Below are 25,292 nucleotides of genomic sequence, written 5' to 3'. Positions count from 1 at the left end.
GCATTGTAAATAGTATGTGAGACTACATCAACTTGGCGATCAGATCCGCAACCCGGCTCGAGTAACCGTACTCATTGTCGTACCAGCCTACAACTTTTGCCAGTGTTCCGTTGGCAGTTGTCAATTTGGAATCGAAAATGCACGAGTGCGGGTTTCCAATGATGTCGATCGACACGATTTCGTCGGTGCAGTATTCCAAAATTCCTTTCAAAGGTCCTTCGGCTGCTTCTTTCAGCGCGTTATTAATCTCTTCGGCGGTTGCTTCGCGCTTCAGAACGACAGTAAGATCAGTGATCGACCCGTCGGGGGTAGGAACGCGCATGGCATTTCCGTCCAGTTTACCTTTCAACTGGGGCAGAACCAGACCAACAGCCTTTGCGGCACCTGTTGAGGTGGGTACAATTGATAAAGCGGCTGCCCGTGCCCGGCGCAGATCCGAGTGGGGGGCATCTTGCAGATTTTGATCAGCCGTGTACGCGTGAATGGTTGTCATATAGCCTTTCTCGATGCCAAAGACATCGTCGAGAACTTTTGCCATTGGCGCAAGACAGTTCGTCGTGCAGGATGCGTTTGAAACGATAGTTTCGTTGCCCGTCAGCGTGTCTTCGTTAACGCCTAAAACTACTGTCGGAATATTCCCTTTAGCAGGAGCCGAGATTACTACCTTCTTACAGCCTGCCTGAATGTGCTGGCCGGCACCTGCTTCGTCTACAAAACGACCAGTCGACTCAAGGACTACATCAATTGCTAAATCTTTCCAAGGCAATTGTTTAGGATCACGCTCAGCATAGGCGTGGATTTTCTTGCCATTCACGGTAATACTTTCGTTATCGGAGGTGATTTCATCTCCGAAACGGCCATGTACCGAATCGTATTTAAGTAAATGGGCCAAGGTCGCATTATCAGTTAAATCGTTGATGGCAACGATTTCGATATTTTCTTTTTCCAACATCCGCCGGAAAGACAATCGGCCAATACGACCGAAACCATTAATGGCAACGCGAATTTTTTCCATCAGTACAACTAAAGAATTGATTACGGTTCAAATATAGGGGAATTCGTTAGATACCTAAGCACGCACATGAGTAAGCAAGTAGAAAAAGAAGATTTAGTAAAAACAGATAGAAGTAATTTAGTGATTCAAATAATTTGTAGCAATATTAGCAATAATAATAGCAAATACTAACATAAAGTTAGCTAAAATAGCAATATTTGCTAAATATATTAGCTAATCCACACTAATTATACTAAAAATACTAATTAGCATACTATTTACTAATAGTTGTATTTTTATTAGTATTGCTTATCTTATACATACTAATACTATCTGTAATAATCTCAATCGATTCTACATTTTTAACTCTCCTTCAAGTAACATTATATGTGATTACTGATTTTGAATCAGATATTCCATCTACACCACAGTTTATAAAAATAAGCACTATAGACTTATTTAACACTTAGAATTAGATGTGGTATTAGTTTAACAGGTTGGTCATTCTATCTTTTTTTATTAAGTATAGAATGCTAAGACTCTCTTGAGTAATTCTTTCTGTGTAAGCCTGTAACCCAAACAAAATGTCAGTAACGGGATAGGGGAGATATGTACACAGCCTTGCCACACACAATCATCCACTCATTTAGCATTTGCGACAAATCCCTAAGAGCAATTCTTATCAAATTTGTAACAGAGTCCTTGCTTTTAGTCATAGCACCACCGGGTATAACAAACGAATAAGTTGATACGAATCTCCTGATCTCCGTCAATTCTCAGACACGTTTCAATTCTGTATAACATCACACCTGACGTATTTAAACGGGTAAGTAAGCAGCCTACAAATAAATGAACTTGACTTTACTTTGGTTAGAACTTGATCTGCGTTTCGAAAGCCCGCTGGGCGTTCAAAAAGTCTGTCTAACCTTATAACCGTGTATGCATACTATAGCCAATAGGGCAGGAGAGGACACTCTTTTGTTTTTTCAACCTTAAAAGTAGCTGAAGGCTCTATCAGTTATATTTTTAATATATTTGTACAGTACACAATTAGCTCTAAATGAATCGCTTATAAAGGACAAAATATAATTTTGTCGAATAAAATAACTGATTGACTTTGAGTTAGTTAAGTACCTTTTGTTAAATTATCACTTGAATACAATGACTGACCAAAATCTAATTGAAAGTGCCTGGGCAGACCGCTCATTATTACAAAACGAAGAAACATTAGCTGCTGTTCGAGCCACTATTGCCGCTCTGGATTCAGGTGCCATTCGCGTTGCCGAACCAAGTACTGACGTTGAAGGCGAGTGGAAAGTAAATGACTGGGTCAAAAAGGCGATTCTACTTTTTTTCGTCAGCCAGCAGATGAACGAACAGGAAGTCGGCATCTTTACTTATCATGATAAAATTCCGCTGAAAACAAATTTCGCTCAGCAAGGTGTACGCGTAGTACCACCAGCGGTCGCCCGGTACGGATCATACCAGGCCAGTGGTGTTATTCTAATGCCGTCTTACGTGAACATAGGTGCTTACGTTGATGAGCGTACTATGGTGGACACCTGGGCTACGGTTGGAAGCTGCGCTCAAATTGGAAAAGACGTACACCTCAGTGGGGGAGTTGGTATCGGTGGTGTTCTGGAGCCACCACAAGCAGCACCTGTTATTATCGAAGACGGCGCATTCATTGGATCACGTTGCATCGTAGTAGAAGGAGCTCGAATTGGAAAGCGTGCTGTTTTGGGAGCTGGCGTTACAATCACAGGCTCGTCGAAAATCATTGACGTTACTACACCCGATGCTAAAGAGTACCGTGGCTATGTTCCAGATGATTCTGTTGTGATTCCCGGTTCGTATACTAAAGAGTTTGCTGCTGGATCATATCAGGTTCCGTGTGCTTTAATTATTGGTAAGCGCAAGGCATCAACGGATTTGAAAACCTCATTAAACGAAGCATTACGTGAAAACAATGTAAGTGTGTAACACTTAGCTAGTTTACAAATAACATACAGCTCAATTGTAAATTTACACTTGCTTTTTATACATAATTAAATGGCAATTATAATTACAATTGTGCTGTATTCTTTTATAAATTACAATTATCTATATTTGTGACGCAACATTGTTAACCATTTAGGTATGTCAATCAACGATAAGATTAAACAGATTTTATTAACAAAAGGCTACTCGCCATCCCATTTCGCTGACGAGATTGGTGTACAGCGATCTAGTATATCACATATTTTATCCGGCAGAAACCGTCCTAGTTTTGATATTATCCAGAAGATTATCAAACGATTTCCAGACCTTGGATTTGAATGGATCCTGGAAGATGATGCTCCTTCGCCATCTCCATTTAATCGCTCCTCAGGTCCCTCTAATCCTTCTCTGCGCGGCTCCTTTCTAAACGATTCGGCAACCATTGATACCATTAGCCGTAGTCAAAGCGCCTTGCCCAACCGGACCAATCGAACCGAAATTAGCGGTATTCGTGAAGAAGAATTTTCAACACCCTTTACTGAACCTATCACTCCAGCCACCAATACTGCAAATTCGATGTCAAAGAAACGAGTCGAGCGGATTCTTATTTTCTATACAGACGGCTCGTTTCAAGAGTACAATCCTTCTTAAGCGCGTTTCTGAAATCTCATAAAAGGGGCCTCTGGAACCCCCAGAAGGCATTCACCAGCAATCAACTGTTCCACAAATGGTTAAGTGTTCCACGTGGATAACTTGTGAATAACCTGTGGGTTATAGCAGCTCTGTTGAAGTAGGGACCTGTTTCAGCAACTAAATTTACTTGCATAGTCATTGTCTTTTCTCCCATCTCATCTATCAACGCGTAAAGCCAGCGATTACACTACTTATTAAATTCATTTATCACTCATAAATGGTGTGAGTGATAAAAATGGTCAACGAGTCCGCCTGCGCGAGCAGTGCCTAAAGAGTACCTATTAACCATATGGTCAGACTCACCCTACAAGTGGGTCTTTCCTATTTCATATAATGGAGTTACCCTGCTTTTACTTGACAGGTTTCAACTAATCTCTTCAAGCTCCTCGATTTGTATTTTGCGTTGACGATGGCGATTTGATAAGCGCCATTTCTTGCGCAATTCACCTTCTCGAAGATGCGCCTTCTCAGGAGTTAGATAATCACAACTAGAGTGGGGGCGAACTAAATTATACGCTTTGATAGCGCGTTCGATTTCTGCTGCTGCATGATCATGAGAGTGAAAGCCACGATTTTCCAGAATCTCCTCTTTAATAGTCCGGTTGACACGCTCTGCAATCTGATTTTCACTCGATTCATTTTGGCTCGTCATACTAATCAGAATATCATGCCCTAACAAAAGACTTGTGTATTGCTTGGAACAGTACTGAATCCCCCGATCCGAATGGTGTATCAATTTTTTTTTCCCATTAGTCCCTTTTTGAGCTAAGGCCATTCTCAAGGCTGCCACGGGGCCACCAACCCCCAAATTAGGTTTTAAGGCCCAACCAACTATTTTTTTGGAGTAGGCATCCGTGATCAAGCTTAAATAGGAAAACCTATTTACCACTTGGATGTAGGTTATGTCGCTTACCCATAACTGGTTAGGTCGATTGACTTTTACATCCTTGACCAGATTTGAGTACTTGAAGTACTGATGGTGCGAGATGGTCGTCGATACTTTCCGCGTTCGGCGTGGCACTAACAGATTATGTTCTTTCAACAGCTCTGTAAACCGATCACGACCAATCTTTACACCATGTTGGTGACACCAGTCTGCTGTCATTAAATGCAATTTTTCAGCACCTATTCGTGGTAAATCATGACGAATCGCACGTACTTGCTCCAAAAGAAGTTCATACTCCAATGTCGTTTGATCTTCTTGCTTCTGCCCATCATACCAAGCCTGGCGGCTTTTCCCAAACAGACCGCAGAGTTCACGCATACTCACCAGTGGGTGTTGCATGCTAAGTTGAGTTACTGCCTGGGACCATACTTTTTTCGAATCGGTATCTTAAACTGACTTTCTGCCAAGTCTATGACAGTGATTAATGCTTCATTCTCCAATTGGAGCTTTTTATTATGCCCCTCTAAATCAGCAATCTTGCGCTTTAGAAGTGCCACTTCATTGATGTTCTTCGGTTTCATAAGCCGGTATTTTTTAAGGTTCTCAATATGTCGTTGCTGTTTATACCGTTGGTAATAACGATTCCACCGCCTTAATATCGTCCTGGAAATTCCAACAGCTTCCAGAACCTGACGTTCTGTTAAGCTACCCATACGATATAGTTCAATAACCTGACGTTTGACTAAGCCAGTTTTTCGCTGATCTTTAACTTTTTTTAGAAAGCTGATATTCATTGAATTACACGAGAATGTCAAGCTATTTTAGGGCAATTCCATTTGTTTTATAATTTATATTATGTTAAGTAAAATTTTCAAAGATAAGGGGATGACCGTTTTGGCCATCCCCCTACGTACTTATTTTGTCTCTACGCAAACTACTTTACGCTCTTCGTATTGCTTCAGCAGATTCTCTGCCTGCTGAATACTGTTGTTCAGATCTTCTTCGTTTGCCTTCACAGCTTTAGCTTTCTGGAAATAAGGCAGCGCCTGCTTGAATCGGCCACAAACCTGACCTTCAATTTCCTTACCGCGCTTATTATACTCAGCCATATCCATAGCTCCTAACGATTTGTTCAATTCAGCGCCTTCGTTGTAATAGAATACGCCCATGTTGAAGTTCGCGTCGTAGTTATTCGGATCAATGGCCAAAGCCTTTGTATAGTATTGCTTGGCCAAATCACGCTGCTCTGTCTGCTTCGCTTTCAGATCAGCTACCTTCTTCTCCGTAGCCGCAATATCAACACCCTTGCTTTGCTCTTCTTTCACCTGAGCTTCCAGCTCCGCTACGCGTGCTTTAGCTTCTTTCTGCCGAGTTTGTACATCAGCCAGCTGACGCTTTGCTTCGGCTGCCTTTGGGTTCTTTTTTATCACACCACCCAAACGCAGGATCTCTGAGTTGAACGCTTCCAGAGCGTCTTTTTCAGCTGCCAGCTTCTTCGTCAGCGTACCACCTTTCTTAGCCTCATCGCTCAGCTTCCGAATGTCGTCACCCATTTTAGCAGCTGCGTTATCGTAAAGAATAGCGAGGTTTACTACGTTCTGTACGTTGTTGGGCTCTTTTTCAACCAACTGCTTCATACCTGCAACGGCTTCGTCCATCCGGTTCGAGGCCAGAAGGATATTAACACGCTCCGCAGCGAGATCTTTGTTATTTGGCAAAGCTGTTAAACCTTTGTCAATAGCTCCGAGTGCCTTGTCAATTTCCTTATCATTCCGGTACAGCGAAGCAAGCGAGTAAAATACGCTGGGGTCCTTACCACCATTGGCAGCATACCGTTCCAGTTGCTCTTTCGCTTCGCCGTTCATTTGCGCCTGTTGGGCAGCAATACCGGCATACAAAGCGGCCATGGTGTCCTTCGGCATAATAGCACCCGCCATGGTCATTAGTTTCAAGGCACCGGCGTAGTTCTTAGACTGATACCGCGAAGCACCCTGATTCATAAAAGCACTGTACAGCTTCTGCCCTGCCAGCGCTTCATTCAATTCTTTTCCAGATTTACCCCCGTTAGGCTCGACTTCAAGACCTTTCTTGTACGACTCATAGGCCGTCATAGCCGCGTTGGTATCCAGCTTTGAATACACACCCGTCTGGTCGAGGGCAATCGCTTCGTAAACCTGTCCGCGAACGAGCCAGGTTTTCGCCTTACTGGCCGCCTTGCTGCCTTCGCTAACATCTTTATCAATAGCGGCTTTAGCTTTGTCCAGCGTGCCACTCTGCAACTGTAGCATGGCATTCGTCTGGGCAGATGCCGGTTTTACGGCCGCCAGCACCGTCAGGCTGAGTGCCGAAGCAACTACGAGTTTTTTCATTGTACTTAATTAGGGTTGATTAATTTATTGTGAACGCAAAAGGGTATTCGTTTCCATTAACCTCTACAGAGGGGCATCGGTTCATTCTACCGATGCTACACCCGTATCGGTAACGTCAAAACCACCATCCGTGGTCGGAGTCTCCTCTTCTTCTTCCTTCGTAATTTTCGTTACCGAAGAAATTGAATCCTGCTTCAGCTCGATCAGTTTAACTCCCTGCGTATTCCGACCACTCACCCGAATATCTTTAACCGGGGTACGGATCGCAATACCAGAACGGTTGATAATCATCAAATCGTCATTGTCAGTAACGTCCAGAATAGCCACCAGGTGCCCTACTTTGTCGGTTACTTTGAGCGTACCCACACCCTTAGCACCCCGGTTGGTCACCCGGTACTCATCCACCTGCGAGCGCTTACCATACCCGTGTTCCGAAACCACGAGCAACTGGGTCTCGGGCGAGTTGATACAAACCATACCCACTACCTGATCGTCGGCTTCGTCTTCATCCAGTGTAATGGCCTTCACACCCGCTGCCTGACGCCCCATAGGCCGTACCCGACTTTCGTGGAACCGAACGGCTTTACCCTGCTGCGAAGCCACCACAATGTCATTATCGCCATTGGTAAGACACACCGACAACAGACAATCGCCCTCATCAATTGTAATGGCGATAATCCCGTTCTGACGCGGCCGTGAGAAAGCCTCCAGCATGGTTTTCTTAATGGTCCCCTGCTTGGTACACATCACAATGTAGTTATTGTTGATGTAGTCGTCGTCTTCGAGGGTTTTAATGTTGATCACGGCCCGAACCTTATCGTCCCCTTCGATATTAATCAGGTTCTGAATCGGGCGGCCTTTCGCCGTACGATTGCCTTCGGGCAATTCGTGTACACGCTTCCAGAACAAACGACCCTTATCCGTGAAGATCAGCAGGTAGTTGTGCATGGTCGCCGTAAAGAGATGCTCGGTAAAGTCATCGTCTTTCGTCGAAACCGCTTTGGACCCTACCCCTCCCCTGGTCTGGGCTCGGTATTCGGTCACAGGGGTTCGCTTCACGTAGCCATAGTGCGAAATGGTAATAACCATCTCTTCATCGGCAATGAGCGACAGGTCGCTGATGTTCCCATCCCCGTACGGATTAATCTTCGTCCGACGTTCGTCGCCGTAACGTGCCTTAATGTCCGCAATCTCGTCGCCGATAATACCGCGCTTGCGTTCGTCTTTGGCAAGAATATCTTTGTAATCGGCAATCTCGATCATCAGCTGGTCATACTCCTGCTGAATCTTGTCGCGCTCCAGACCGGTAAGCCGTTGCAGACGCATTTCCAGAATAGCCTTGGCCTGCACTTCCGACAGACTGAATTTCTCCATCAGACCATTCTTGGCCACCTCTGCATCCCGGGCCGAACGAATCAGGGCAATCACCTCATCGATGTGATCGAGGGCGATAAGCAGACCCTGCAAAATATGCGCCCGCTTTTCGGCTTCGCGCAGTTCGTATTCCGTCCGGCGGGTAATCACCTCATACCGATGCTCCACATAGTAGCGGATCATGTCTTTGAGGTTGAGCATCATCGGGCGGCCTTTTACCAGGGCCACGTTATTGATACCAAACGACGACTGTAACGAGGTGTATTTGTACAGATTATTCAGTACTACATTCGGAATGGCATCCCGACGAATGTCGTACACGATCCGCATCCCATCCCGGTCTGATTCATCCCGGAACGCCGAAATACCCTCGATCCGCTTCTCATTGATGAGTTCGGCGGTTTTCTCCAGCATCACCGCTTTATTGATCATGTACGGAATTTCCGTCACGATGATCTGGGTTTTGCCTTTATGTTCTTCAATGGTAGCGTTGGCGCGAATAACTACCCGCCCCCGGCCGGTGCGGAAGGCTGACTGCACCCCTTCCATCCCGTAGATCGTTCCGCCGGTAGGAAAATCCGGTGCCTTCACGTGCACCATCAACTCATCAACCGTTATCTCTGGGTTTTCCAGATAGGCAATGATCCCGTTAGCTACCTCCGTGAGGTTATGCGGGGCCATGTTGGTCGCCATACCCACGGCAATACCCGACGAACCATTGAGCAGCAGGTTCGGCAACTTGGCCGGCATCACGCTCGGTTCTTCGAGGGAGTCGTCGAAGTTAGGCTGAAAATCAACGGTTTCTTTGTAAATATCCCCCAGAATCTCGTCGGCAATCCGCTTTAAACGAGCTTCGGTATAACGCATGGCCGCCGGTGAATCGCCATCGACAGAGCCAAAGTTTCCCTGCCCGTCGACAAGGGGGTAGCGCAACGACCAATCCTGGGCCATACGCACCATCGTATCATAAACCGACGCATCGCCATGCGGGTGGTATTTACCCAATACCTCTCCTACGATACGGGCCGACTTCTTATAGGGTTTGTTGTAATTGACGCCCAGTTCCGCCATACCGAACAACACCCGCCGGTGAACCGGCTTGAGTCCGTCGCGTACATCGGGCAAGGCCCGGGAAATGATAACCGACATCGAATAATCGATATAGGCACCACGCATTTCGTCCTCAATATTAATAGGAATGATGTTGGTTGGACCGTCGGATTCGGGCAGGTTTGCACCGGTTATTTCTTCCGCCATGTTAGAGGGGTTTCACAAAAAATTTCTATTTCGCTCTACAAACTGCGCAGAGGGAACGATATAGACAAATATACAAATTTTTTCCGTAAAATGAAAATAACGGCCAAACAACCCACCTAAAGACCCAAATAGGCCTATAAAGAAGCCCTCTCTGGCCACCCCTAATCACACCCTGACCAAACAGCCCGGTTATACGTCGGGCTTGGCGAAGTGCAATTTTTCAGGCACATCTCTAAGACCCGTTTTGGAGTCAAAGGTTTAATCCGGCCAACGCACACAATGCCCTGCTTCGAACACCCATTCCGCAGCAACCCGTTAGCGCCTTTGGAGAAGATGCCCACTTACCCAGTATTCTGAACATTAGGAGCTTAGTACCGTTCTGCCTGTAGTTCTCACAAACAGACATTCACGTATGGAAACCAACCGGTTCTTTTCTCTTCTTCTGATTGCACTCACCCTGACGCTGAGCAGCTGCGACATTATCGGGGGAATTTTTAAAGCAGGCGCCTGGACGGGCATTATTGGTCTGCTTCTGGGAGTAGCTCTGGTCATCTGGCTTGTATCCAGACTCTTCGGCGGTCGGCGCTAACCAATACCTACATCACTATCCGTCGCGCCATAGTCGGCGCTCAATGGGGAAGGGTTCACTTTTAACCACCCGGATATCCGCAAAGCGGGGATGAAACGGGTGAATCAGGTAATTGACAGACATAGGTACGGCGACCGAAGGGACGGCAACAACGAGCGTATCGGGCTTTTCGAGCCAGGGACGCAGAATCAACTGCGTCTGCTCGTAACTTTCCGCATTCCAATACGCGGGCAGGTCAGCTACCGAATAGGTTCGGAGGGGACAGCCTTCGGCCTCGTCGGGCACCTGAAGGGTAAACAGATACAAAGCAGGTAGTTTTTCGTACCGAACCCCCGGCTGATGAACAAGGGATTCGATCAGAGCAAGCGAGGGCGACGAAGTAGCGTACAGCAACGGGTACCCTTTCGGATTCCAGCGCCCGCCAAAAAGCCGGGCCCCTTCGGTCCCAAGTGGGTCGGCTACGTACTTGGCTTTTACGGTTCGGTAAACGGTCAGCATCAAAAACCCGGCGAATTACCCAACAATACCATGCTCAATCCGACCCAGCACGTCATCGACCAGACCAAAGCCGGTCGTAGTGTCGAGCAACTGAATGGGAGCTTGCTGCGCTAATTCGCGAATAGGGGTTCGGAGCCACGATGCCACAGTCTCGGCATCCCCATCGAACACATCGAGGGCATGCCGCAGGAGGTTCGTCAGAAGCAACAACCGCTCCGACGAATCGCGGGCCAGCCGATCTTCGTCTTTCAACCGGTGCATATTCCGTTCCGACATATTCAGGATCGGGGCCATCTCCTTATCCGTCAGGCCAACCAGTTCGGCCACCTGATCTACCTCTACCCGAGGCACGCCCTGCCGCGAACGGGCAATCATTGTAAAGGGCGGATACGAAACCGGCAAAGCCTGAGCAGTTGCGTGTGTCATAAATACAGAGTGACTAATTGCATGAATATAACTGCAATTTGGCACATCTGGTTCAATCGCGCAAGTTCCGATACGACAAACCCGTCCTGGATACCAATCAGCCGCCCAATCGCTTAACTTGGGCGCATGAACAAGCTACTCTCTGCCCTTTTTGTATGGCTGGTCGTCGGACCCGCCGTTTTAGCCCAACCCGCTACCGGTCGGCTCCCACGGATTGCCATTGCAGGGCTGGGGATCGAATCGAGTACGTTTTCGCCAGCGGTCACCCACGAAGAAGCCTTTCATGCGCGGTACGGCCCCGAGGTATTCAACGCGTACCCGTTTCTGATGCCAATGGCTCCCTTGCGCAGGCAGGCCGCATGGGTACCAACGGTAATGGGCAAATCGCTGCCGGGTGGGGCCGTTACCCGGCAGGCTTACGAATCGCTCGTCACCAAAACCCTCGACTCGCTCCGTAAGTACGCTCCATACGACGGCCTCTTCCTCGACATTCACGGCGCGATGAGTGTACAGGGGCTCGACGACCCCGAGGGGGATTTTATTACCCGAATCCGGCAGGTAATCGGGTATCAGACTCTTATCTCTACGTCGATGGATCTGCACGGTAACGTCTCGTGGCGGCTCGCCCAAAACACCGATCTGATGACCTGCTACCGGATGGCCCCGCACGAAGACGCCATGCAAACCAAAGAACGGGCCGTGGTGAATCTGCTCCGGCGCATCCAGAGTGGTCTGGGCAAACCGGCCTACAAAGCCCTTATTACCGTACCCATTCTGTTACCAGGCGAAAAAACAAGCACCCGGATTGAACCCGGCCGGAGCCTCTACGCGCAGGTGGCACCCCTTGCCGACGGGCAGCCGGGAGTCGTAGATGCCGGGATCTGGATCGGGTACGCCTGGGCCGATGAACCCCGTAACCATGCCGCCGTGATGGTGACCGGCGACGATAAAGCCAAAGTATCCCAAACCGCCGAAACCCTCGCCCGTCAGTTCTGGGATGTACGCAAGCAGTTTGCGTTTGTTGCCCCAACCGCGCCACTCGCCGAGTGTCTGGACAAAGCACTGAAAAGCAACAAACACCCGTTTTTTATCAGCGATATGGGCGATAACCCAACCGCCGGTGGAGCGGGCGACGTAACCTGGACACTCACCCAGATCCTGAACCAACCCGCGTTTAAAGATCCCAACGGTCCTTCGCTTATCTACGCATCGATTCCAGACCCGGAGCTGGTCAAAAAAGCCATTGCCGCGGGCGTAGGTGGACAGGTTACCGGAAAAGCCGGCGCGAATGTCGATGCGCGATTTGCCCCGCCTGTACCCCTGAACGGAATTGTACGGGCCATTGAGTACGGGGACCGGGATGCCGAAGTTGAAGTAGTGGTGCAGGTAGGCAGCGTTCGGGTAATTGTAACCCAGAAACGAAAGCCCTACCATAAGGAGAAAGATTTTACCCGCCTGGGCCTCAACCCACGGCAGGCAGATATTGTGGTGGTAAAGATCGGGTATCTTGAACCCGAGCTATACGCCATGCAGGCCGACTGGCTGATGGCTCTCACCCCCGGCGGGGTGGATCAGGATTTGTTTCGCCTGCCTTACAAACGAATTCAGCGGCCTATGTATCCCTTCGACGCCGACATGCCTACGCCCGACCTCTCGGCTAAACTGGTTCCGGTATCGGGCAGCACCAAATAAGCGTATCCTGCCGGATTAAAGCTACGGGGTCGGGGCGTGAGTTTTATCTCGCGACCCGACCCCATTTCATAATCACTGCCCTAAATAACTCAGAGTGCCGTCATATCCATACCGTCGTTCAGATTCGGGGTGGAGCTGACGGTCATCACGGTCTCGCCCCGGCTGTTTTTTCGGATGGCGTAATAGTACGTCTTGGGCTTGAGCTCATTGGGCTGGGCATCGCGTTTGAAATTTTTGCTCGGGGCACAGGCATAATACCCCCGCATAGTTCCCCGCACCGGGCGAATCGAAAACGAACCGGCCCCCTCATCAAACGTTACCGTGCCCGCCGTAAACGCATACGACTCGGTTCGGCACGAGTAGGTCGTGGCCGAGTTTATGGTGTAAACCTCGTATTTTCCGTTCGTACCAAAGTCGAAGAGCATCCCCTGCTCAAAGGCTTTGCCGCTATAGGAGCCGTTATAATTCCAGAAGTCAGTCGCCGAAAACGAACTGCCGTACACCCATTTCCCCCTCGCCCTCGTCGGGGTTGTCGTTTGCGGTTCCGGCTCACCTCCGTTATCGACTCCTCCCGACGGTGTACAGGCAACTGCCGCAAGACAGCCCCAGCAGAAAAGTACCCGAATAAGCGTGTTCATCGTAGTATGTTGTTTGGTTACGGGACAAAGTTGCGTGCCCAGTACCCCACAACGCGACCGTTACCTGCACGAAGGGCAACGTTCTTCGACTGAACTGCGCTAATCCGGTACTTAACCGGACGGATGACCAACAAAAAACCCCGCCGTTTTGGGGCGGGGTTTTCCAGAAACAGATTCTGTTTATTTCACTTCTTCGTAGGGTACATCCGACACATCGTCGGCCGGTTGTCCCTGTCCGTTGGTCGCGCCAGTAGCAGCACCATCGGCGGGGTTAGCCCCTTGCGTAGCGTTGTAGATATCCTGCGAAGCCGCATTCCAGGCATTCGTGAGGGCGGCCAGTGCGGTATCGATAGCTGCGGCATCGCGTGAGCCGTGGGCCGTCCGCAACTGAGCGAGGGCATCTTCAATCGCCTGCTTGTTGGCCGGGGTCAGTTTATCGCCATAATCTTTCAGTTGCTTTTCGGTCTGGAAAATCATCGAGTCCGCCTGGTTCACTTTCTCGATTTTTTCCCGCTCGGCCTTATCGGCAGCCTCGTTAGCTTTCGCTTCGTCGCGCATCCGGTTGATTTCGGCGTCAGTCAGACCGCTCGATGCTTCGATCCGGATTTTCTGCTCCTTACCGGTGCCTTTGTCGCGGGCCGTTACGTTCAGAATACCATTGGCGTCAACGTCGAAGGTCACTTCAATTTGCGGAACCCCACGCGGTGCCGGTGGAATATCCGACAGGATAAACCGACCCAATTGCCGGTTCTGAGCGGCCATCGGGCGCTCGCCCTGCAACACGTTAATTTCTACGCTCGGCTGATTGTCCGACGCCGTCGAAAACGTTTCGGTTTTCTTGCTCGGAATCGTGGTGTTTGCTTCCACCATTTTCGTGAACACGCCACCCATCGTTTCGATACCCAGCGACAGGGGGATTACGTCGAGCAGAAGAACGTCTTTCACTTCACCCGTCAATACACCACCCTGAATAGCAGCGCCCACGGCAACGGCTTCGTCGGGGTTAACGGCTTTCGACGGTTTCTTGCCAAAGAGTTTTTCTACCTCTTCCTGTACTTTCGGAATCCGGGTAGAACCACCCACCAGAATCACCTCATCAATCTGACCAGCGCTCAGACCGGCGTTTTTGAGGGCCCGGCGGCAGGGCTCCAGGCTCCGCTGCACCAGCGAATCGCTCAGCTGCTCAAACTTCGCGCGGCTCAACGAACGCACCAGGTGCTTCGGAATACCATTGACCGGCATGATGTACGGCAGGTTGATTTCCGTTGACGCTCCGCTCGACAGTTCGATCTTCGCTTTTTCAGCGGCTTCTTTCAACCGTTGCAGGGCCATGGGGTCCTGACGGAGGTCGATCCCTTCGTCGCTTTTGAACTCATTCGCCAGCCAGTCGATAATCACCTGATCGAAGTCATCACCACCTAGGTGTGTGTCACCATCCGTCGATTTTACTTCAAATACACCGTCGCCCAGTTCGAGGATCGAGATATCGAACGTACCGCCACCGAGGTCAAAGACAGCGATTTTCATGTCTTTATCGGTCTTGTCGAGACCGTAAGCCAGGGCCGCTGCCGTGGGTTCGTTGATGATCCGCTTCACGTCGAGACCGGCAATCTGACCTGCTTCTTTGGTGGCCTGACGCTCGGCATCGTTGAAGTAAGCCGGCACCGTAATCACGGCTTCGCTTACGGTTTGCCCCAGATAATCTTCGGCGGTTTGCTTCATCTTTTGCAGAATAAGGGCCGAGAGTTCCTGCGGGGTATATTGACGGTCGCCGATTTTGACCCGGGGCGTATCATTCGCTCCGCGCTCAACATCGTAAGCCACCGTTTTCATTTCGTTTTGTACTTCGTTGTACCGCTTACCCATGAAGCGTTTGATCGAAGAAATCGTATTTTTCGGGTTGGTGATTGCCTGACGTTTGGCCGGATCACCTACTTTGCGCTCCCCGTTGCCGTTATCCATAAACGCGACCACCGACGGAGTAGTCCGGCGCCCTTCGCTGTTTGGGATAACCACGGGCTCGTTGCCTTCCATAACGGCCACGCACGAGTTGGTTGTGCCTAAGTCAATGCCAATAATCTTGCCCATAGTCTGGTTTAGTTTAGTGAATGAATAATGTGTAATGAATAAGGCGTTGAAAGCATCTGATCATTATTCATTTTGCATTATTCACTATACATTCAAATTTTAAAATGCTGACAGATACCTGCCCTATTGCAAGGGATATGCCAGCCACCCAACCGGCTTTTTTTTATGACAGATTGACAGCATAAAAGGAGGTAACGGGCAAGGTTGGCAGACCACTAACCTACAGTCTGACACGCTGCCAGTACATACCTGAACTACTATGCACTGGTAACCCCAAACCGTCATTCACCTCGCCGTTGGGCTTCTTCCATCCGCTCCCGCAAACTCCGCGGACGCATGTCGGTCCAGACTTCTTTAATATACTCCAGACACTCCGCCTTCGTACCCTGCTTACCGGCGTCATTCCAACCCAGGGCATTTTCGCGCTCGGCGGGCCAGATACTGTACTGTTCTTCGTGATTGACTACAACTTTGTATATCGTGTTGTCTTCGCGCTCTTCCATGAGGTAGTTTTTGGTTAACAGGTTTCTAAATAAATGGACAATGTAAAATGCATGATGGACATTCGGACCTCAGACACTAGACGTTAGACTTCATGCCATTCTGCAGGGAGGTCCAGAGTCCAACATCTAATGTCCAGTACTGAGTACGTCGATAGCTCGCTTATTTCCCGACCCAGTCTATTCCTTTCCGCAGGAGACTCAGGGTGCGGGCCTCTTCGGAACCGGGCTGCGGCTGATGGTTGTAGGTCCAGTTGGCCTGCGGGGGCATACTCATCAGAATCGACTCGGTGCGGCCGTCGGTTTCGAGACCGAACTTGGTACCCCGGTCCCATACCAGATTAAACTCTACGTAACGTCCACGCCGGAGCATCTGCCACGCTTTCTGCGTTTCGCCGTAGGGTAAATCGCGGTTCTGCTGCATAAAGTGGGTGTAAATTGGCGCAAAAGCGTTGCCGACATCCTGCACGAAGCTGAATAGTTCAGCCTTATGCTCAGGCGACTCAGGACGGAGATGATCGAAGAAAATGCCACCGATACCGCGCGTCTCCTGCCGGTGTTTGAGGTAGAAATAATCGTCGGCCCAGGGTTTAAACCTGGGATAGTAGTCCGGGTTGTGCTTGTCGCAAACGGCTTTGAGCTGCTCGTGGAACCAGCGGGCATCGGCGGCTGCCACGTAGTGCGGAGTCAGGTCGATACCACCCCCGAACCAGTTGTGGCCGGTACTCATCTCGAAGTACCGTACATTCATGTGGATAATGGGCACCATGGGGCTGTGCGGATGTAACACAATAGACACCCCCGTGGCAAAAAAAGTAGGGACTTCGCCATTTTGCGCCGTAATACCCAGCTGACGCAGGGTACCTTCGGTAGCTTCGCCATGCACAACCGAGAAGCCGACTCCACCTTTTTCGATCACGGCTCCGTTGGCCAGCGTACGCGAGCGACCTCCGCCACCGCCGGGTCGTTCCCAGCTATCTTCGCCAAAGCGCCCTACGCCATCGGCCGTTTCGAGCACCTGGCAAATTCTGTCCTGTAATCCCCCAAACCAGTGGGCAATATCTTCCTTTGTCATGTATCAATGATTGTCGTACCTGTCGTGTGGCCCCAAACAGCGATGGCGCCCCAGAGCGGATGGTCGCAAAACTACACCTTAATTCACTTTGAGGGCAAACCGGGCCGGGCGGGGCTTATCGATAAGGAGCAGCAGCCCCTGTTCGGTCAGTTGCCGGAGGAGCTTGTTGGCCCGGTAATCGGAGATATTGATCAGTTTGGCCAGCCTGTCGGCTGTGATGTAGTCATTCTTGCGCAGGTACTGCACCAGCGTGCGCACGTTGGGCGATTGCAACAAGGTTTTGTCGGCGGAGTCCTGCTCCATAATGAGCTTGTTGGTTGGCACCGATTTATCCTTTACGCGAACATAAATGGTTCGGCGCCCCTGATCGTCGACGGCATAATGGGGTTTTTCGGTACTCTCCGGCACGTCGATCACAAGCACGGGTCGCCCATCGGCGTACACCACCTCGTAGCTCACCGTGATGGGCGGCTCTACCAGCAGGTCGGTAGCCTGTTCGATCTTACGCATCTCCCGGATCTCGGACTGAATGCCACTAATTTTTCCGTCATCATCGACGCCTATCAACAGCGTGCCCCCCGCCGTGTTGGCAAACGCGCACAAGGTCCGGGCAATGCGGGCCGGTGTCGAAATGGTACTTTTAAACTCGAGCCGGGAGCCTTCGCCCTGGGCAATCAGATCGGGAAGCTTTGAGACCATACTACGCTAACGACGGTTTTTGGTGTAGAGTTTTAGAGTCTCTCGTTAACCGGAACGGAATTAGGGGACGGTCACCAAAAAGGGAGCTCTGCGCAGAGCTCCCTTTTTGGTGTTTATGGTTTACGGTTTATCGTTTTTAGTTTTTGGCGGCCGGCAATCCAGTTATCGTTTTAGGTTAAAAACAGAACTTGTAGTTGAACTCAAAACCATAAACCGGAGCGCCGGCCGCCAAAAACCATAAACCAAAAACAATAAACAGACTTACAAATACGTCGCAAACGGCACCTCGGTCGGGTCTGTGTTGGCAGGGGAAACCGGCGCGGCATCGTACAGAGCCAGTAGGGGCACCCGTGGGTGATACGCCAGCGAGCGGGTCACGCTCCGCCCAAATAAGGCGTCAACCAGACTCTTCCGGTGAGGCACCGTGACAAGCAGATCAACCGGGTGGGTTTCCAGATAAGCGTCGATACCCCGCACCACCTCATTATCGTGAATGTAGTACACCAGCGGCTTCACCGGATCAAAGTATAGCTGTACCTGATCCAGCGTTTCGGGGGCCATTTTAGTTTCTTTCCGGTCAGGATTTTCAATGGTTAACACTGTTAGATCGGCGTTTTTAGCCTCCAGCATCGCTTTTACCGGTTCCAGACATTCGGTCGACCGGACGAAGTTAGCGTCGGTGGCCAGCACCACATGCGACAGGGGCCGGATAGGTGCCGTTGCCGGAACAACCAGCACATGGGCCGTAGCCGCTCGGATCACCCCGGTCGAAACGCTGCCCAGCCACTCGCTGCGGCCCGCTCCGGTAGCGCCCAGTACCACCCAATCAAACGACTCATTGGCGAGTATCGCTTCGAGCGCACCTACCGGACCGCCGGCCAGGGTACGGGTTTCGTAAGTATGCGTTGGCGTGATCGACGAGGCTTCGAGCGACTCTTTCAACTGGGTCAGTTCATCAGCGGCCGCCTGCCGCAGCGTCTCCATAGCGTAGATAGCCCCGTTGGCCGCTTCGAGTTCGATAGGGTACGCATTGAGCAGACAGAACTGCGTGGGCACGTCGCCGAAAAAAGTTTGGGCGTAGTGAATGGCGTGCGTAGATGCGGCCGAAAAGTCAGTTAAAATCAGAACCTTGTTCATAGTGAATGAGAAAATGTAAAAACGTTAAACAACAGCCAGCACGGGCACTATCGCCTGGCGGGCAACCTGCTGTGTGACCGACTCGGTGAGCCAGACCCGAAACCGGCTATGGCGCTTGGGTAGCAGCACGATCAGGTCGGCCCGGGTCTGGGCGAAGTACGAGTCGAGCGCTACCGTCAGGTCGTTGCCCGACAAAAACTGAAAGGTGTGCGGTTGGTCGACAAATAGGTTACGGATGGCCTCGGCCCCCCAACGGTGCAGGTCGGTCGGGGTATCTTCTACACAAACAATATCGAGCGTGGCATCGAGCAGTCGCGCAAACCGCTTCACGTTACCCAGCGTCAGCACATCGACGGACTCATCCAGATCGACAGCCAGCACCACCGACCGAATAGGCGCGTACACGGTGCCGGGCGGGACGAGTAGCATCGACACCAGCGTTTCGGGAATGAGCTGAGTCGCCAGGCTCCCCTCGATCCGGGCGCGGTAGGGTTCATCGCCCACCAGACCCATCACGAGCAGATCGGGTTTGCGGTCGCGTACCTCCGCTGCAATACAGGCTGCCGGATCGCCCGGACGGGCCACCACATCTACCAGGAGTAATCCGCCGGTCTGCTCCCGGATCGAGTCGCGCAGATCATGAAGCCGATGGAGGCAGGCCTGTTTGGCCCCTTCGTCGGCCGAGGTCAGCCACTCGTGAGCCGGAGCATTGACCGGCAGCGGGTCGTATGCATTCAGGATCACCAGTTGTGCGTGTAACGCAAACGCCATTTCAACGGCGTAATCAATTGCCCAATGGGCGTTTTCCGAAAAATCGGTTGCCAGCAGGATAGTTTTCATAAGAGCAGTGGTAAACGTTCCTGAATCAATTTACCAGAATCTCTTTTTCTTCCTGGTATTGCCGCCGACCATCTGACCAGTTGAGTCGAGCCCGCCAACTCCCTTTGGCCAATTGCGCCGTCGACACCACATGCCGGGCTTTGCCCGAGGGTGTCACACCGACACAGATTTTCTCGTCGGCATCGTTGCTCCGGCAGAACGTCAGCTCGGCCCGCCGAAAGTCGGGCAAAACAAACACAACCGATTGGGTGGCAGGTTCGAAGGTCATGGCGATAAAGAGTTTAGTGATCAAAACGTTGAATGACACGACAAAACTGCCCCCTGCCGCCCAGTTTCCCCATGACCACGCTTAGACATCCGTCTGATTTAGTTCAGCCTGAGACCTGCATCGCATCAGGCTGAAAACAAAACGACTGAGGTAACTTTGTTGGAAGTATGAAAGGAAAGGGAGGAAAGGGAGAAGGCCAGGCATCGCACAACAATAAACAAAAAGCAAAAAACGATAAACCATAAATTCTCATGACAACCCGGTGGCTACTGCTTGTAAGTTTGTTTTTGCCCCTGCGAGGTATGAGTCAATCGGCCGATGACTGGGCCCGGTTGCGGGGGTACGGCGAAAGCATCGGGGTGGAGCCGGTTTGTAAGACGCCCATTCCCGACCGGGCGTGTCTCACCACGTATTTGTCGGAGGTGATCTGGGGCAAACCGAGTCGGCGGCTCGGTTATCAGGGCGTTACGCCACAAATGGACTCCCTGCGACTGGGGCAACTTGTCGACCGGGTTATAGCGGGCGGCAACTGGCCTCCGCTGCTCGACTCCCTCGAATCGCACGACCCGCACTACCGGCAACTGAAAGACTACTGCTGGCGCTGTTTGCTCGATGATTACGTGGGCGACTCCCTCACCATTGAGCAAATCAAGGCAAGTTTGAACACCTACCGCTGGCTCAACCGGTTTCCGGCCGACAAACGGGTGATTGTCAACCTCCCGTCGGCTACCCTACGGGTTGTTGACCGGCAAGGCGAAACCAAACTCAACAGCCGGGTGATTGTAGGCAAACGAAACACGCCGACGCCCGTATTTACGGCCCGAATCACCGACCTCGTTACCTATCCGTACTGGAACGTGCCCCGCTCCATTACCGAGAAAGAGCTGATTCCGAAGATCAAACGGAATCCGGCTATACTCGACGACATGAATATGCAGGTGATCGACAGCCAAGGGCAGGTAGTTGACCCTACGTCCATCAACTGGACTGCCCTGACGCCCAAAACGTTTCCGTACCGACTCCGGCAATCGACAGGCTGCGACAATGCCCTCGGCCTGATGAAATTTAACCTCGGCAGCCCCTACGACATTTACCTGCACGACACCAACGCCCGGCACCTCTTCAAAAACGAAAACCGCTGGCTGAGCCACGGTTGTGTGCGGGTCGAGAAACCCGTTGAACTGGCCAACGAGCTACTGGGCTCCAACCGGTTTACGCCCGCTTACCTAAACAGTTGCCTCAAGGCCAAAACACCCCAAACGATTCGGCTGCCCCGGCCGGTGCCTGTTTTTATCATCTACAATATTCTGGACATCGACGAAGCCGGAGCCGTGCGGGTGTACCGGGATGTGTACCGCTAACCTATTCACGGGTAAAAATCAGCCGTTTCGCTGACGGAACGCAGGAAATGGGTTGAGGCAACCGGCTAACTATGCAACCAGAACCCGTGCGGGTTCCCAACGCCAACACTCCAACTCCCGCATGAAACATGAAAACTGAACAACTCAACTACCTGTCGCATCAGCACGTCGAAGTGCGCCTTTGGCACGAGGAAATCACCTTTGTCCAGGTCGAGCTGCCTTTGCTCGAAAAAATGCTCGACCTCCTCGACTGGCAGGCACTGACCGCCGAAGCGCAGAAACAATTCGACGCGCTCAAAAGCCATATTGCGCACTTCTACCGGCTCATTCCGCGACTCAGCGGAGATGTTCAGGAGTACGATCAGACAGTGGTTCAATCCTGGCAGAACAAACAGGCCGTACCCGCCGGACTACGGCGCGACCATCGCTACATTCGGCAGGAGATGGATGATTTTCACGCCGACTATACCCGCATGAAGCGCGAGCTGCGCGCTTTTGTAGCCCTGCACGAAGCCTTTTTCGTTTAGTTTCTTATTTACCCCCGTAACACAAACGACCACCCCGCGGGGTGGTCGTTCTTTTTTCAAGATCTATTGCTGGTCAATGGAGCGTTTCAATGTCCGGCCGGGGCGGGTTCTTTTTTAGCCGCCGGGTCATATCCCACAAAAATGTTAATCCAGGTACGCCGGGCGAGTCGGAAGAACAAAGGTGTCAACAGCACCAGCGCGGGCAACAGCCCCCACAGCAGATCGACGGGGTCAACATCGAGAAAAACAACAAACAGAAAAAACGCGCTCACAATGGTAGCCACGTACAGGGCATAGCTCACGTACATGGAACCAAAGTAAAAACCCGGCTCCGGCTCAAAACGCTGCCCGCAGGCGTGGCAGTGCGTATGCATCTGATCGAACTCCCGACTAAACGCAGTCGCACTGGTAAACATATCGCCCTCCTGACAACGAGGGCATTTATTGAATACGATGCTATACAGCTTGGTGCCTTTCAACATAACGGTAGGTGATGCAGGGGCCCTCTTCAGAGACCCTTGGTTGTGGGTTATTTTTGATAACAAAGGTCGCTGATGCCGCTTTATACATCCAGTCACAAACGCGGACATTCGTGGTACAGATCAACGATTTTTTCAGTATTGGACATTCGGACTTCAGACACTGGACGTTAGACTCAGTACCCTTCTGTAGGGAGGTCTAACGTCTAGTGTCCAACTTCTAATCTCCAGTACTGAGAACGATTTCCAGTAAAGAAACCCGTTCAGCCATTGCACTTATAGCAACGTTGTGGGGCACACATAATCGGTCAGGGAAAGCTGGCCGGTTGCTTTGATGGCGGCAAAACCACCGGCCACCTCCACGAGGTGATCGAACCCACGCGCCCGCAGAATCGACGCGGCTGTCATGGACCGATACCCACTACCGCAATGCAGGTAATACGTTTCGGCCCGGTTCAGTTGGGCCATGTTGGCGTTGATAAAGTCGAGGGGAAAATTCTCGGCACCCACCACATGCTCGGATTCGTATTCGCTCCGGCGCCGAACATCAAGCACCTTCAGATCGGGCTGAGCCGTAAACCGGTCGGCAAACGAAACCGCCGAAATAGACTCGATCGTATCCGTCGGGCGGTCGTCGGCTACCCAGGCGGCAAAGCCACCGTTCAGGTACCCGATGCAGTTGTCGTACCCCACACGGGCGAGCCGCAGCACAGCCTCTTCTTCGCGACCTTGGGGAACCACGAGCAGAATGGGTTGCTTCAGATCGGTCACGAGCGTACCCACCCAACCGGCAAACTGCCCTTCTAACCCGATATTGATCGAATTCGGAATAAACCCTTTTGCAAATGTCTGCGCATCCCGCACATCGAGCACGAGCGCGTCGACTTCGTTGGCGGCTGCTTCAAAAGCACCCGGCGACAACGCCTGTGTCCCCTGTTGCAACACCGTCTCGACGCTATCGTACCCCATTTTGTTCAGTACCGCATTTTTGGGAAAATACTGCGGGGGTGTATTCAGACCGGTGAGCACCTCGCGCACAAACTCCGCTTTCGATGTAGCCTGCAAGGCGTAGTTGAACCGTTTCTGGTTGCCGAGGGTATCGGTCGTTTCCTTGCTCATGTTCTTACCACAGGCCGAACCAGCCCCATGACCAGGGTACACAATCAGACTATCGGGCAGGGGAAGAATTTTGGTGTACAGGCTATCGTACAAATACCCGGCGAGGTCTTCGCGGCTCAGGTCCGACTTGACGGCCAGGTCGGGGCGGCCCACATCACCAATAAATAAGGTGTCGCCCGTGAAAATAGCATGTTCCCGGCCGGCTTCATCGATGAGCAAAAACGTACTCGACTCCATCGTATGCCCCGGCGTATGGAGCACTTTTATCTGCACCTTGCCCAGCGTCAGTAGTTCACCATCCTGCGCAATATGGGCGTCGTAGTTGGGCTGGGCCGTGGGGCCAAAGACAATGTTAGCCCCGGTTTTGGCCGCCAGCTCAAGGTGACCCGACACAAAATCGGCGTGAAAGTGCGTTTCCAGCACGTACTTGATCCGGGCCCCGTCGGCGGTGGCCCGGTCGATGTAGGGTTGCGGTTCGCGGAGGGGATCGATGATGGCAACCTCGCCCGCTGACTCGATATAATAGGCGGCCTCGGCCAGACAGCCGGTATAAATCTGTTCGATTTTCATGGTAGTCGTTTCGTTAAAATAACTACCCAAAAGTGGCCGAGGCCGACGGGGTATTCCGTGATAAATGTTACAAACCCGGACTGATTAAAATCAGCTATTTACCCCCACACAGGTCATTTCTTAGCGAAACGATACCAACTCGAATAGCCAATTAGTCCCAGCCAGGGAGCCCCGTGCATGAGCAAGTCGCCCCAATCGACGAGTTGCATACCCACGGCCCCACCCAGCACCCAGCGCAGTTTACCGAGCAGATGCGGTTCGGGCACGAAGGGAGCCAGACCGAGTGTGAGTGACGCCAGCGTCAGTTGCTGGAAAATCGCCTGTTTCCAAAGGGGTGGTTTTTGTTTCATGTTTGGATAAAGACGGCCGGAGCGACAAACCTAATTGCGCCGGCAAGGTGCGGGGAAATGTGTCAAGCCCCGGAAACCCGAGTTTCAGGTGACTGTCGACGTAAGGCTCGTGGGCTGTGCCAAACAGGTAATCCCAGATACTGAGCGTAATGCCGTAGTTGATGCCGGTGGGGTGGTCGGCGGGCATTACCTCGGCATGATGCCAGAGGTGCATCTGGGGGCTGTTGAGCAGGTACCGCAGTGGGCCTAACGGCAACTTGATGTTGGCGTGATTGAAATGCCCCACGGCCAGTGTAAAAAGGTGTACCACAAAGAAATCGCTTATACCGAAGCCGATCATCGCCAGCGGAATGTATTCAAACACGCGGTAAATGACTGTTTCCATCCAGTGATACCGCAGATGTGCGGCAAACCCCATCTGCTCTACGCTATGATGCACCCGGTGGAATTTCCACATCCAGGGCACCCGGTGGAGCAACCGGTGGACGTTCCACTGCACAAAATCGCGGACAATGAACAGGGTGAATAACTGCGCCCAGACCGGCCAGCTCTGTATATTGATGGCGACCAGATTTCGAACACCCAACTGCGCCAGCGCATCCGAGAAGGCCAGCACCCCCACGTTCGACAGGGCATTGTAGCCTACAAGCGAAAACAGAAAGAAGTTGAAAAACAGGTAGAACCCATCCAGGAAGAAGTCCTGCCGCAGTACCGGCTGATCCCGACGCCATGGGAAGAGCAACTCGAGCCCCCACACGGCCAGCGAAAGGCCCACCAAGACGTAAAAGTAGTTGTGCCAGCCGGGATTGACTATCTCATGCACCAGATACCGGGCGTAGCCGGTGTACCCGTCGACAAAGGTCTGTACGTACCGTTCCATGAC

Annotated in this window: 25 protein-coding genes; 6 read left to right on the top strand and 19 right to left on the bottom strand. The window is 51.4% G+C overall.

All coding sequences use genetic code 11. From position 1 onward, the window contains the following. Nucleotides 1-22: 22 nt before the first annotated feature. On the bottom strand, nt 23-1,015 hold the full coding sequence (gene gap / locus RUDLU_RS0101850; RefSeq protein ID WP_019986640.1) for a type I glyceraldehyde-3-phosphate dehydrogenase: 993 nt from the start codon (nt 1,013-1,015) through the stop codon (nt 23-25). Between the two features lie 1,140 nt (nt 1,016-2,155). On the opposite strand from gap, the gene RUDLU_RS0101845 reads away from it, so the two are divergent. Together RUDLU_RS0101845 and RUDLU_RS29120 are read left to right on the top strand one after the other, a co-directional pair. Further along, entirely contained in the window at nt 2,156-2,977 is an 822-nt protein-coding gene (locus RUDLU_RS0101845; protein ID WP_019986639.1) for a 2,3,4,5-tetrahydropyridine-2,6-dicarboxylate N-succinyltransferase, read from the top strand. 156 nt (nt 2,978-3,133) lie between these two features. Then, a complete protein-coding gene (locus RUDLU_RS29120) occupies nt 3,134-3,625 on the top strand; it encodes a helix-turn-helix transcriptional regulator (protein WP_083940506.1) in 492 nt (163 codons plus the stop codon). A gap of 406 nt (nt 3,626-4,031) precedes the next feature. Here the strand turns inward: RUDLU_RS29120 and RUDLU_RS0101840 are convergent, their stop codons facing one another. The 4 genes from RUDLU_RS0101840 to gyrA form a co-directional block, all read right to left on the bottom strand. After that, the gene (locus RUDLU_RS0101840) at nt 4,032-4,952 is read right to left on the bottom strand and encodes an IS3 family transposase (protein WP_019986638.1); all 921 of its coding nucleotides are present in this window, start codon (nt 4,950-4,952) and stop codon (nt 4,032-4,034) included. A gap of 11 nt (nt 4,953-4,963) precedes the next feature. Further along, on the bottom strand, nt 4,964-5,347 hold the full coding sequence (locus RUDLU_RS0101835) for a hypothetical protein (RefSeq protein WP_019986637.1): 384 nt from the start codon (nt 5,345-5,347) through the stop codon (nt 4,964-4,966). A 120-nt stretch (nt 5,348-5,467) separates the two neighbouring features. After that, nucleotides 5,468-6,922, bottom strand: a complete 1,455-nt coding sequence (locus RUDLU_RS0101830; protein WP_019986636.1) for a tetratricopeptide repeat protein — start codon at nt 6,920-6,922, stop codon at nt 5,468-5,470. Nucleotides 6,923-7,003: 81 nt separating this feature from the next. Then, a complete protein-coding gene (gyrA, locus tag RUDLU_RS0101825; protein WP_019986635.1) occupies nt 7,004-9,553 on the bottom strand; it encodes a DNA gyrase subunit A in 2,550 nt (849 codons plus the stop codon). Between the two features lie 412 nt (nt 9,554-9,965). Here gyrA and RUDLU_RS29980 point away from each other — a divergent pair, with 412 nt between their 5' ends. Next, nucleotides 9,966-10,142 carry a hypothetical protein gene (locus RUDLU_RS29980; protein ID WP_019986634.1) on the top strand — a complete coding sequence of 59 codons (177 nt, stop codon included), beginning with the start codon at nt 9,966-9,968 and terminating at the stop codon, nt 10,140-10,142. Between the two features lie 15 nt (nt 10,143-10,157). On the opposite strand, the gene RUDLU_RS0101815 is transcribed toward RUDLU_RS29980, so the two are convergent. Together RUDLU_RS0101815 and parS are read right to left on the bottom strand one after the other, a co-directional pair. Beyond that, nucleotides 10,158-10,640 carry an RES family NAD+ phosphorylase gene (locus tag RUDLU_RS0101815; RefSeq protein WP_019986633.1) on the bottom strand — a complete coding sequence of 161 codons (483 nt, stop codon included), beginning with the start codon at nt 10,638-10,640 and terminating at the stop codon, nt 10,158-10,160. 15 nt (nt 10,641-10,655) lie between these two features. Beyond that, entirely contained in the window at nt 10,656-11,066 is a 411-nt protein-coding gene (gene parS / locus RUDLU_RS0101810) for a type II RES/Xre toxin-antitoxin system antitoxin (protein ID WP_044129275.1), read from the bottom strand. 126 nt (nt 11,067-11,192) lie between these two features. On the opposite strand from parS, the gene RUDLU_RS0101805 reads away from it, so the two are divergent. Further along, nucleotides 11,193-12,758, top strand: a complete 1,566-nt coding sequence (locus RUDLU_RS0101805; RefSeq protein ID WP_019986631.1) for a M81 family metallopeptidase — start codon at nt 11,193-11,195, stop codon at nt 12,756-12,758. 89 nt (nt 12,759-12,847) lie between these two features. Here the strand turns inward: RUDLU_RS0101805 and RUDLU_RS26795 are convergent, their stop codons facing one another. From RUDLU_RS26795 to RUDLU_RS0101765, 8 genes are all read right to left on the bottom strand, one after another. Next, nucleotides 12,848-13,396: a hypothetical protein gene (locus tag RUDLU_RS26795; RefSeq protein WP_157580069.1), complete on the bottom strand. Its 549-nt coding sequence runs from the start codon at nt 13,394-13,396 to the stop codon at nt 12,848-12,850. A 180-nt stretch (nt 13,397-13,576) separates the two neighbouring features. Further along, on the bottom strand, nt 13,577-15,484 hold the full coding sequence (gene dnaK / locus RUDLU_RS0101795) for a molecular chaperone DnaK (protein WP_019986629.1): 1,908 nt from the start codon (nt 15,482-15,484) through the stop codon (nt 13,577-13,579). Between the two features lie 281 nt (nt 15,485-15,765). Continuing rightward, on the bottom strand, nt 15,766-15,987 hold the full coding sequence (locus RUDLU_RS0101790) for an MbtH family protein (protein ID WP_019986628.1): 222 nt from the start codon (nt 15,985-15,987) through the stop codon (nt 15,766-15,768). A 160-nt stretch (nt 15,988-16,147) separates the two neighbouring features. Then, complete coding sequence (gene hemF / locus RUDLU_RS0101785; RefSeq protein ID WP_019986627.1) at nt 16,148-17,059, bottom strand: oxygen-dependent coproporphyrinogen oxidase; 912 nt, start codon at nt 17,057-17,059, stop codon at nt 16,148-16,150. Between the two features lie 78 nt (nt 17,060-17,137). Beyond that, nucleotides 17,138-17,758 (bottom strand): AlbA family DNA-binding domain-containing protein, encoded by a 621-nt coding sequence (locus RUDLU_RS0101780; RefSeq protein WP_019986626.1) that lies wholly within the window; start codon nt 17,756-17,758, stop codon nt 17,138-17,140. 261 nt (nt 17,759-18,019) lie between these two features. After that, nucleotides 18,020-18,895, bottom strand: a complete 876-nt coding sequence (locus RUDLU_RS0101775; protein WP_019986625.1) for a universal stress protein — start codon at nt 18,893-18,895, stop codon at nt 18,020-18,022. Between the two features lie 24 nt (nt 18,896-18,919). Beyond that, nucleotides 18,920-19,735 (bottom strand): universal stress protein, encoded by an 816-nt coding sequence (locus RUDLU_RS0101770; RefSeq protein ID WP_019986624.1) that lies wholly within the window; start codon nt 19,733-19,735, stop codon nt 18,920-18,922. Between the two features lie 25 nt (nt 19,736-19,760). Beyond that, nucleotides 19,761-20,003 carry a hypothetical protein gene (locus tag RUDLU_RS0101765; RefSeq protein ID WP_019986623.1) on the bottom strand — a complete coding sequence of 81 codons (243 nt, stop codon included), beginning with the start codon at nt 20,001-20,003 and terminating at the stop codon, nt 19,761-19,763. A gap of 251 nt (nt 20,004-20,254) precedes the next feature. On the opposite strand from RUDLU_RS0101765, the gene RUDLU_RS0101755 reads away from it, so the two are divergent. Beyond that, nucleotides 20,255-21,364, top strand: coding sequence for a L,D-transpeptidase family protein (locus tag RUDLU_RS0101755; protein WP_019986622.1), 1,110 nt, complete (start codon nt 20,255-20,257; stop codon nt 21,362-21,364). A gap of 128 nt (nt 21,365-21,492) precedes the next feature. Then, nucleotides 21,493-21,891 carry a hypothetical protein gene (locus RUDLU_RS0101750; RefSeq protein WP_019986621.1) on the top strand — a complete coding sequence of 133 codons (399 nt, stop codon included), beginning with the start codon at nt 21,493-21,495 and terminating at the stop codon, nt 21,889-21,891. Nucleotides 21,892-21,977: 86 nt separating this feature from the next. On the opposite strand, the gene RUDLU_RS0101745 is transcribed toward RUDLU_RS0101750, so the two are convergent. The 4 genes from RUDLU_RS0101745 to RUDLU_RS26790 all read right to left on the bottom strand — a co-directional run bounded on the left by RUDLU_RS0101745 (nt 21,978) and on the right by RUDLU_RS26790 (nt 25,289). Then, the gene (locus tag RUDLU_RS0101745; RefSeq protein ID WP_027302669.1) at nt 21,978-22,373 is read right to left on the bottom strand and encodes a DUF983 domain-containing protein; all 396 of its coding nucleotides are present in this window, start codon (nt 22,371-22,373) and stop codon (nt 21,978-21,980) included. 273 nt (nt 22,374-22,646) lie between these two features. After that, a complete protein-coding gene (locus RUDLU_RS0101740; RefSeq protein ID WP_019986619.1) occupies nt 22,647-24,059 on the bottom strand; it encodes an MBL fold metallo-hydrolase in 1,413 nt (470 codons plus the stop codon). A gap of 113 nt (nt 24,060-24,172) precedes the next feature. Then, the gene (locus RUDLU_RS30530; RefSeq protein ID WP_342663114.1) at nt 24,173-24,325 is read right to left on the bottom strand and encodes a hypothetical protein; all 153 of its coding nucleotides are present in this window, start codon (nt 24,323-24,325) and stop codon (nt 24,173-24,175) included. Next, nucleotides 24,300-25,289 (bottom strand): sterol desaturase family protein, encoded by a 990-nt coding sequence (locus RUDLU_RS26790; RefSeq protein WP_019986618.1) that lies wholly within the window; start codon nt 25,287-25,289, stop codon nt 24,300-24,302. Before RUDLU_RS26790 ends, RUDLU_RS30530 begins: the two co-directional genes overlap by 26 nt. Nucleotides 25,290-25,292: the final 3 nt, after the last annotated feature.

It is taken from the genome of Rudanella lutea DSM 19387 (assembly GCF_000383955.1).
Classification (GTDB): Bacteria; Bacteroidota; Bacteroidia; order Cytophagales; family Spirosomataceae; genus Rudanella; species Rudanella lutea.
Note: the sequence above shows the minus strand (reverse complement) of the source record. Positions and strands in the feature narration are given on the sequence as shown.

Bases quoted from the DNA above. Each gene is read 5' to 3' on its own strand.
- RUDLU_RS0101770 (WP_019986624.1), bottom strand. From the start codon at position 19,735: ATGAAAACTATCCTGCTGGCAACCGATTTTTCGGAAAACGCCCATTGG.
- RUDLU_RS0101745 (WP_027302669.1), bottom strand. From the start codon at position 22,373: ATGTTGAAAGGCACCAAGCTGTATAGCATCGTATTCAATAAATGCCCT.
- RUDLU_RS26795 (WP_157580069.1), bottom strand. From the start codon at position 13,396: ATGAACACGCTTATTCGGGTACTTTTCTGCTGGGGCTGTCTTGCGGCA.
- RUDLU_RS0101740 (WP_019986619.1), bottom strand. From the start codon at position 24,059: ATGAAAATCGAACAGATTTATACCGGCTGTCTGGCCGAGGCCGCCTAT.
- RUDLU_RS26790 (WP_019986618.1), bottom strand. From the start codon at position 25,289: ATGGAACGGTACGTACAGACCTTTGTCGACGGGTACACCGGCTACGCC.
- RUDLU_RS0101835 (WP_019986637.1), bottom strand. From the start codon at position 5,347: ATGAATATCAGCTTTCTAAAAAAAGTTAAAGATCAGCGAAAAACTGGC.
- RUDLU_RS0101845 (WP_019986639.1), top strand. From the start codon at position 2,156: ATGACTGACCAAAATCTAATTGAAAGTGCCTGGGCAGACCGCTCATTA.
- RUDLU_RS0101765 (WP_019986623.1), bottom strand. From the start codon at position 20,003: ATGACCTTCGAACCTGCCACCCAATCGGTTGTGTTTGTTTTGCCCGAC.
- RUDLU_RS0101790 (WP_019986628.1), bottom strand. From the start codon at position 15,987: ATGGAAGAGCGCGAAGACAACACGATATACAAAGTTGTAGTCAATCAC.
- hemF (WP_019986627.1), bottom strand. From the start codon at position 17,059: ATGACAAAGGAAGATATTGCCCACTGGTTTGGGGGATTACAGGACAGA.
- RUDLU_RS29120 (WP_083940506.1), top strand. From the start codon at position 3,134: ATGTCAATCAACGATAAGATTAAACAGATTTTATTAACAAAAGGCTAC.
- RUDLU_RS0101840 (WP_019986638.1), bottom strand. From the start codon at position 4,952: ATGCAACACCCACTGGTGAGTATGCGTGAACTCTGCGGTCTGTTTGGG.
- gap (WP_019986640.1), bottom strand. From the start codon at position 1,015: ATGGAAAAAATTCGCGTTGCCATTAATGGTTTCGGTCGTATTGGCCGA.
- dnaK (WP_019986629.1), bottom strand. From the start codon at position 15,484: ATGGGCAAGATTATTGGCATTGACTTAGGCACAACCAACTCGTGCGTG.
- RUDLU_RS0101815 (WP_019986633.1), bottom strand. From the start codon at position 10,640: ATGCTGACCGTTTACCGAACCGTAAAAGCCAAGTACGTAGCCGACCCA.
- RUDLU_RS0101805 (WP_019986631.1), top strand. From the start codon at position 11,193: ATGAACAAGCTACTCTCTGCCCTTTTTGTATGGCTGGTCGTCGGACCC.
- RUDLU_RS0101750 (WP_019986621.1), top strand. From the start codon at position 21,493: ATGAAAACTGAACAACTCAACTACCTGTCGCATCAGCACGTCGAAGTG.
- parS (WP_044129275.1), bottom strand. From the start codon at position 11,066: ATGACACACGCAACTGCTCAGGCTTTGCCGGTTTCGTATCCGCCCTTT.
- gyrA (WP_019986635.1), bottom strand. From the start codon at position 9,553: ATGGCGGAAGAAATAACCGGTGCAAACCTGCCCGAATCCGACGGTCCA.
- RUDLU_RS0101830 (WP_019986636.1), bottom strand. From the start codon at position 6,922: ATGAAAAAACTCGTAGTTGCTTCGGCACTCAGCCTGACGGTGCTGGCG.
- RUDLU_RS0101780 (WP_019986626.1), bottom strand. From the start codon at position 17,758: ATGGTCTCAAAGCTTCCCGATCTGATTGCCCAGGGCGAAGGCTCCCGG.
- RUDLU_RS0101775 (WP_019986625.1), bottom strand. From the start codon at position 18,895: ATGAACAAGGTTCTGATTTTAACTGACTTTTCGGCCGCATCTACGCAC.
- RUDLU_RS0101755 (WP_019986622.1), top strand. From the start codon at position 20,255: ATGACAACCCGGTGGCTACTGCTTGTAAGTTTGTTTTTGCCCCTGCGA.
- RUDLU_RS29980 (WP_019986634.1), top strand. From the start codon at position 9,966: ATGGAAACCAACCGGTTCTTTTCTCTTCTTCTGATTGCACTCACCCTG.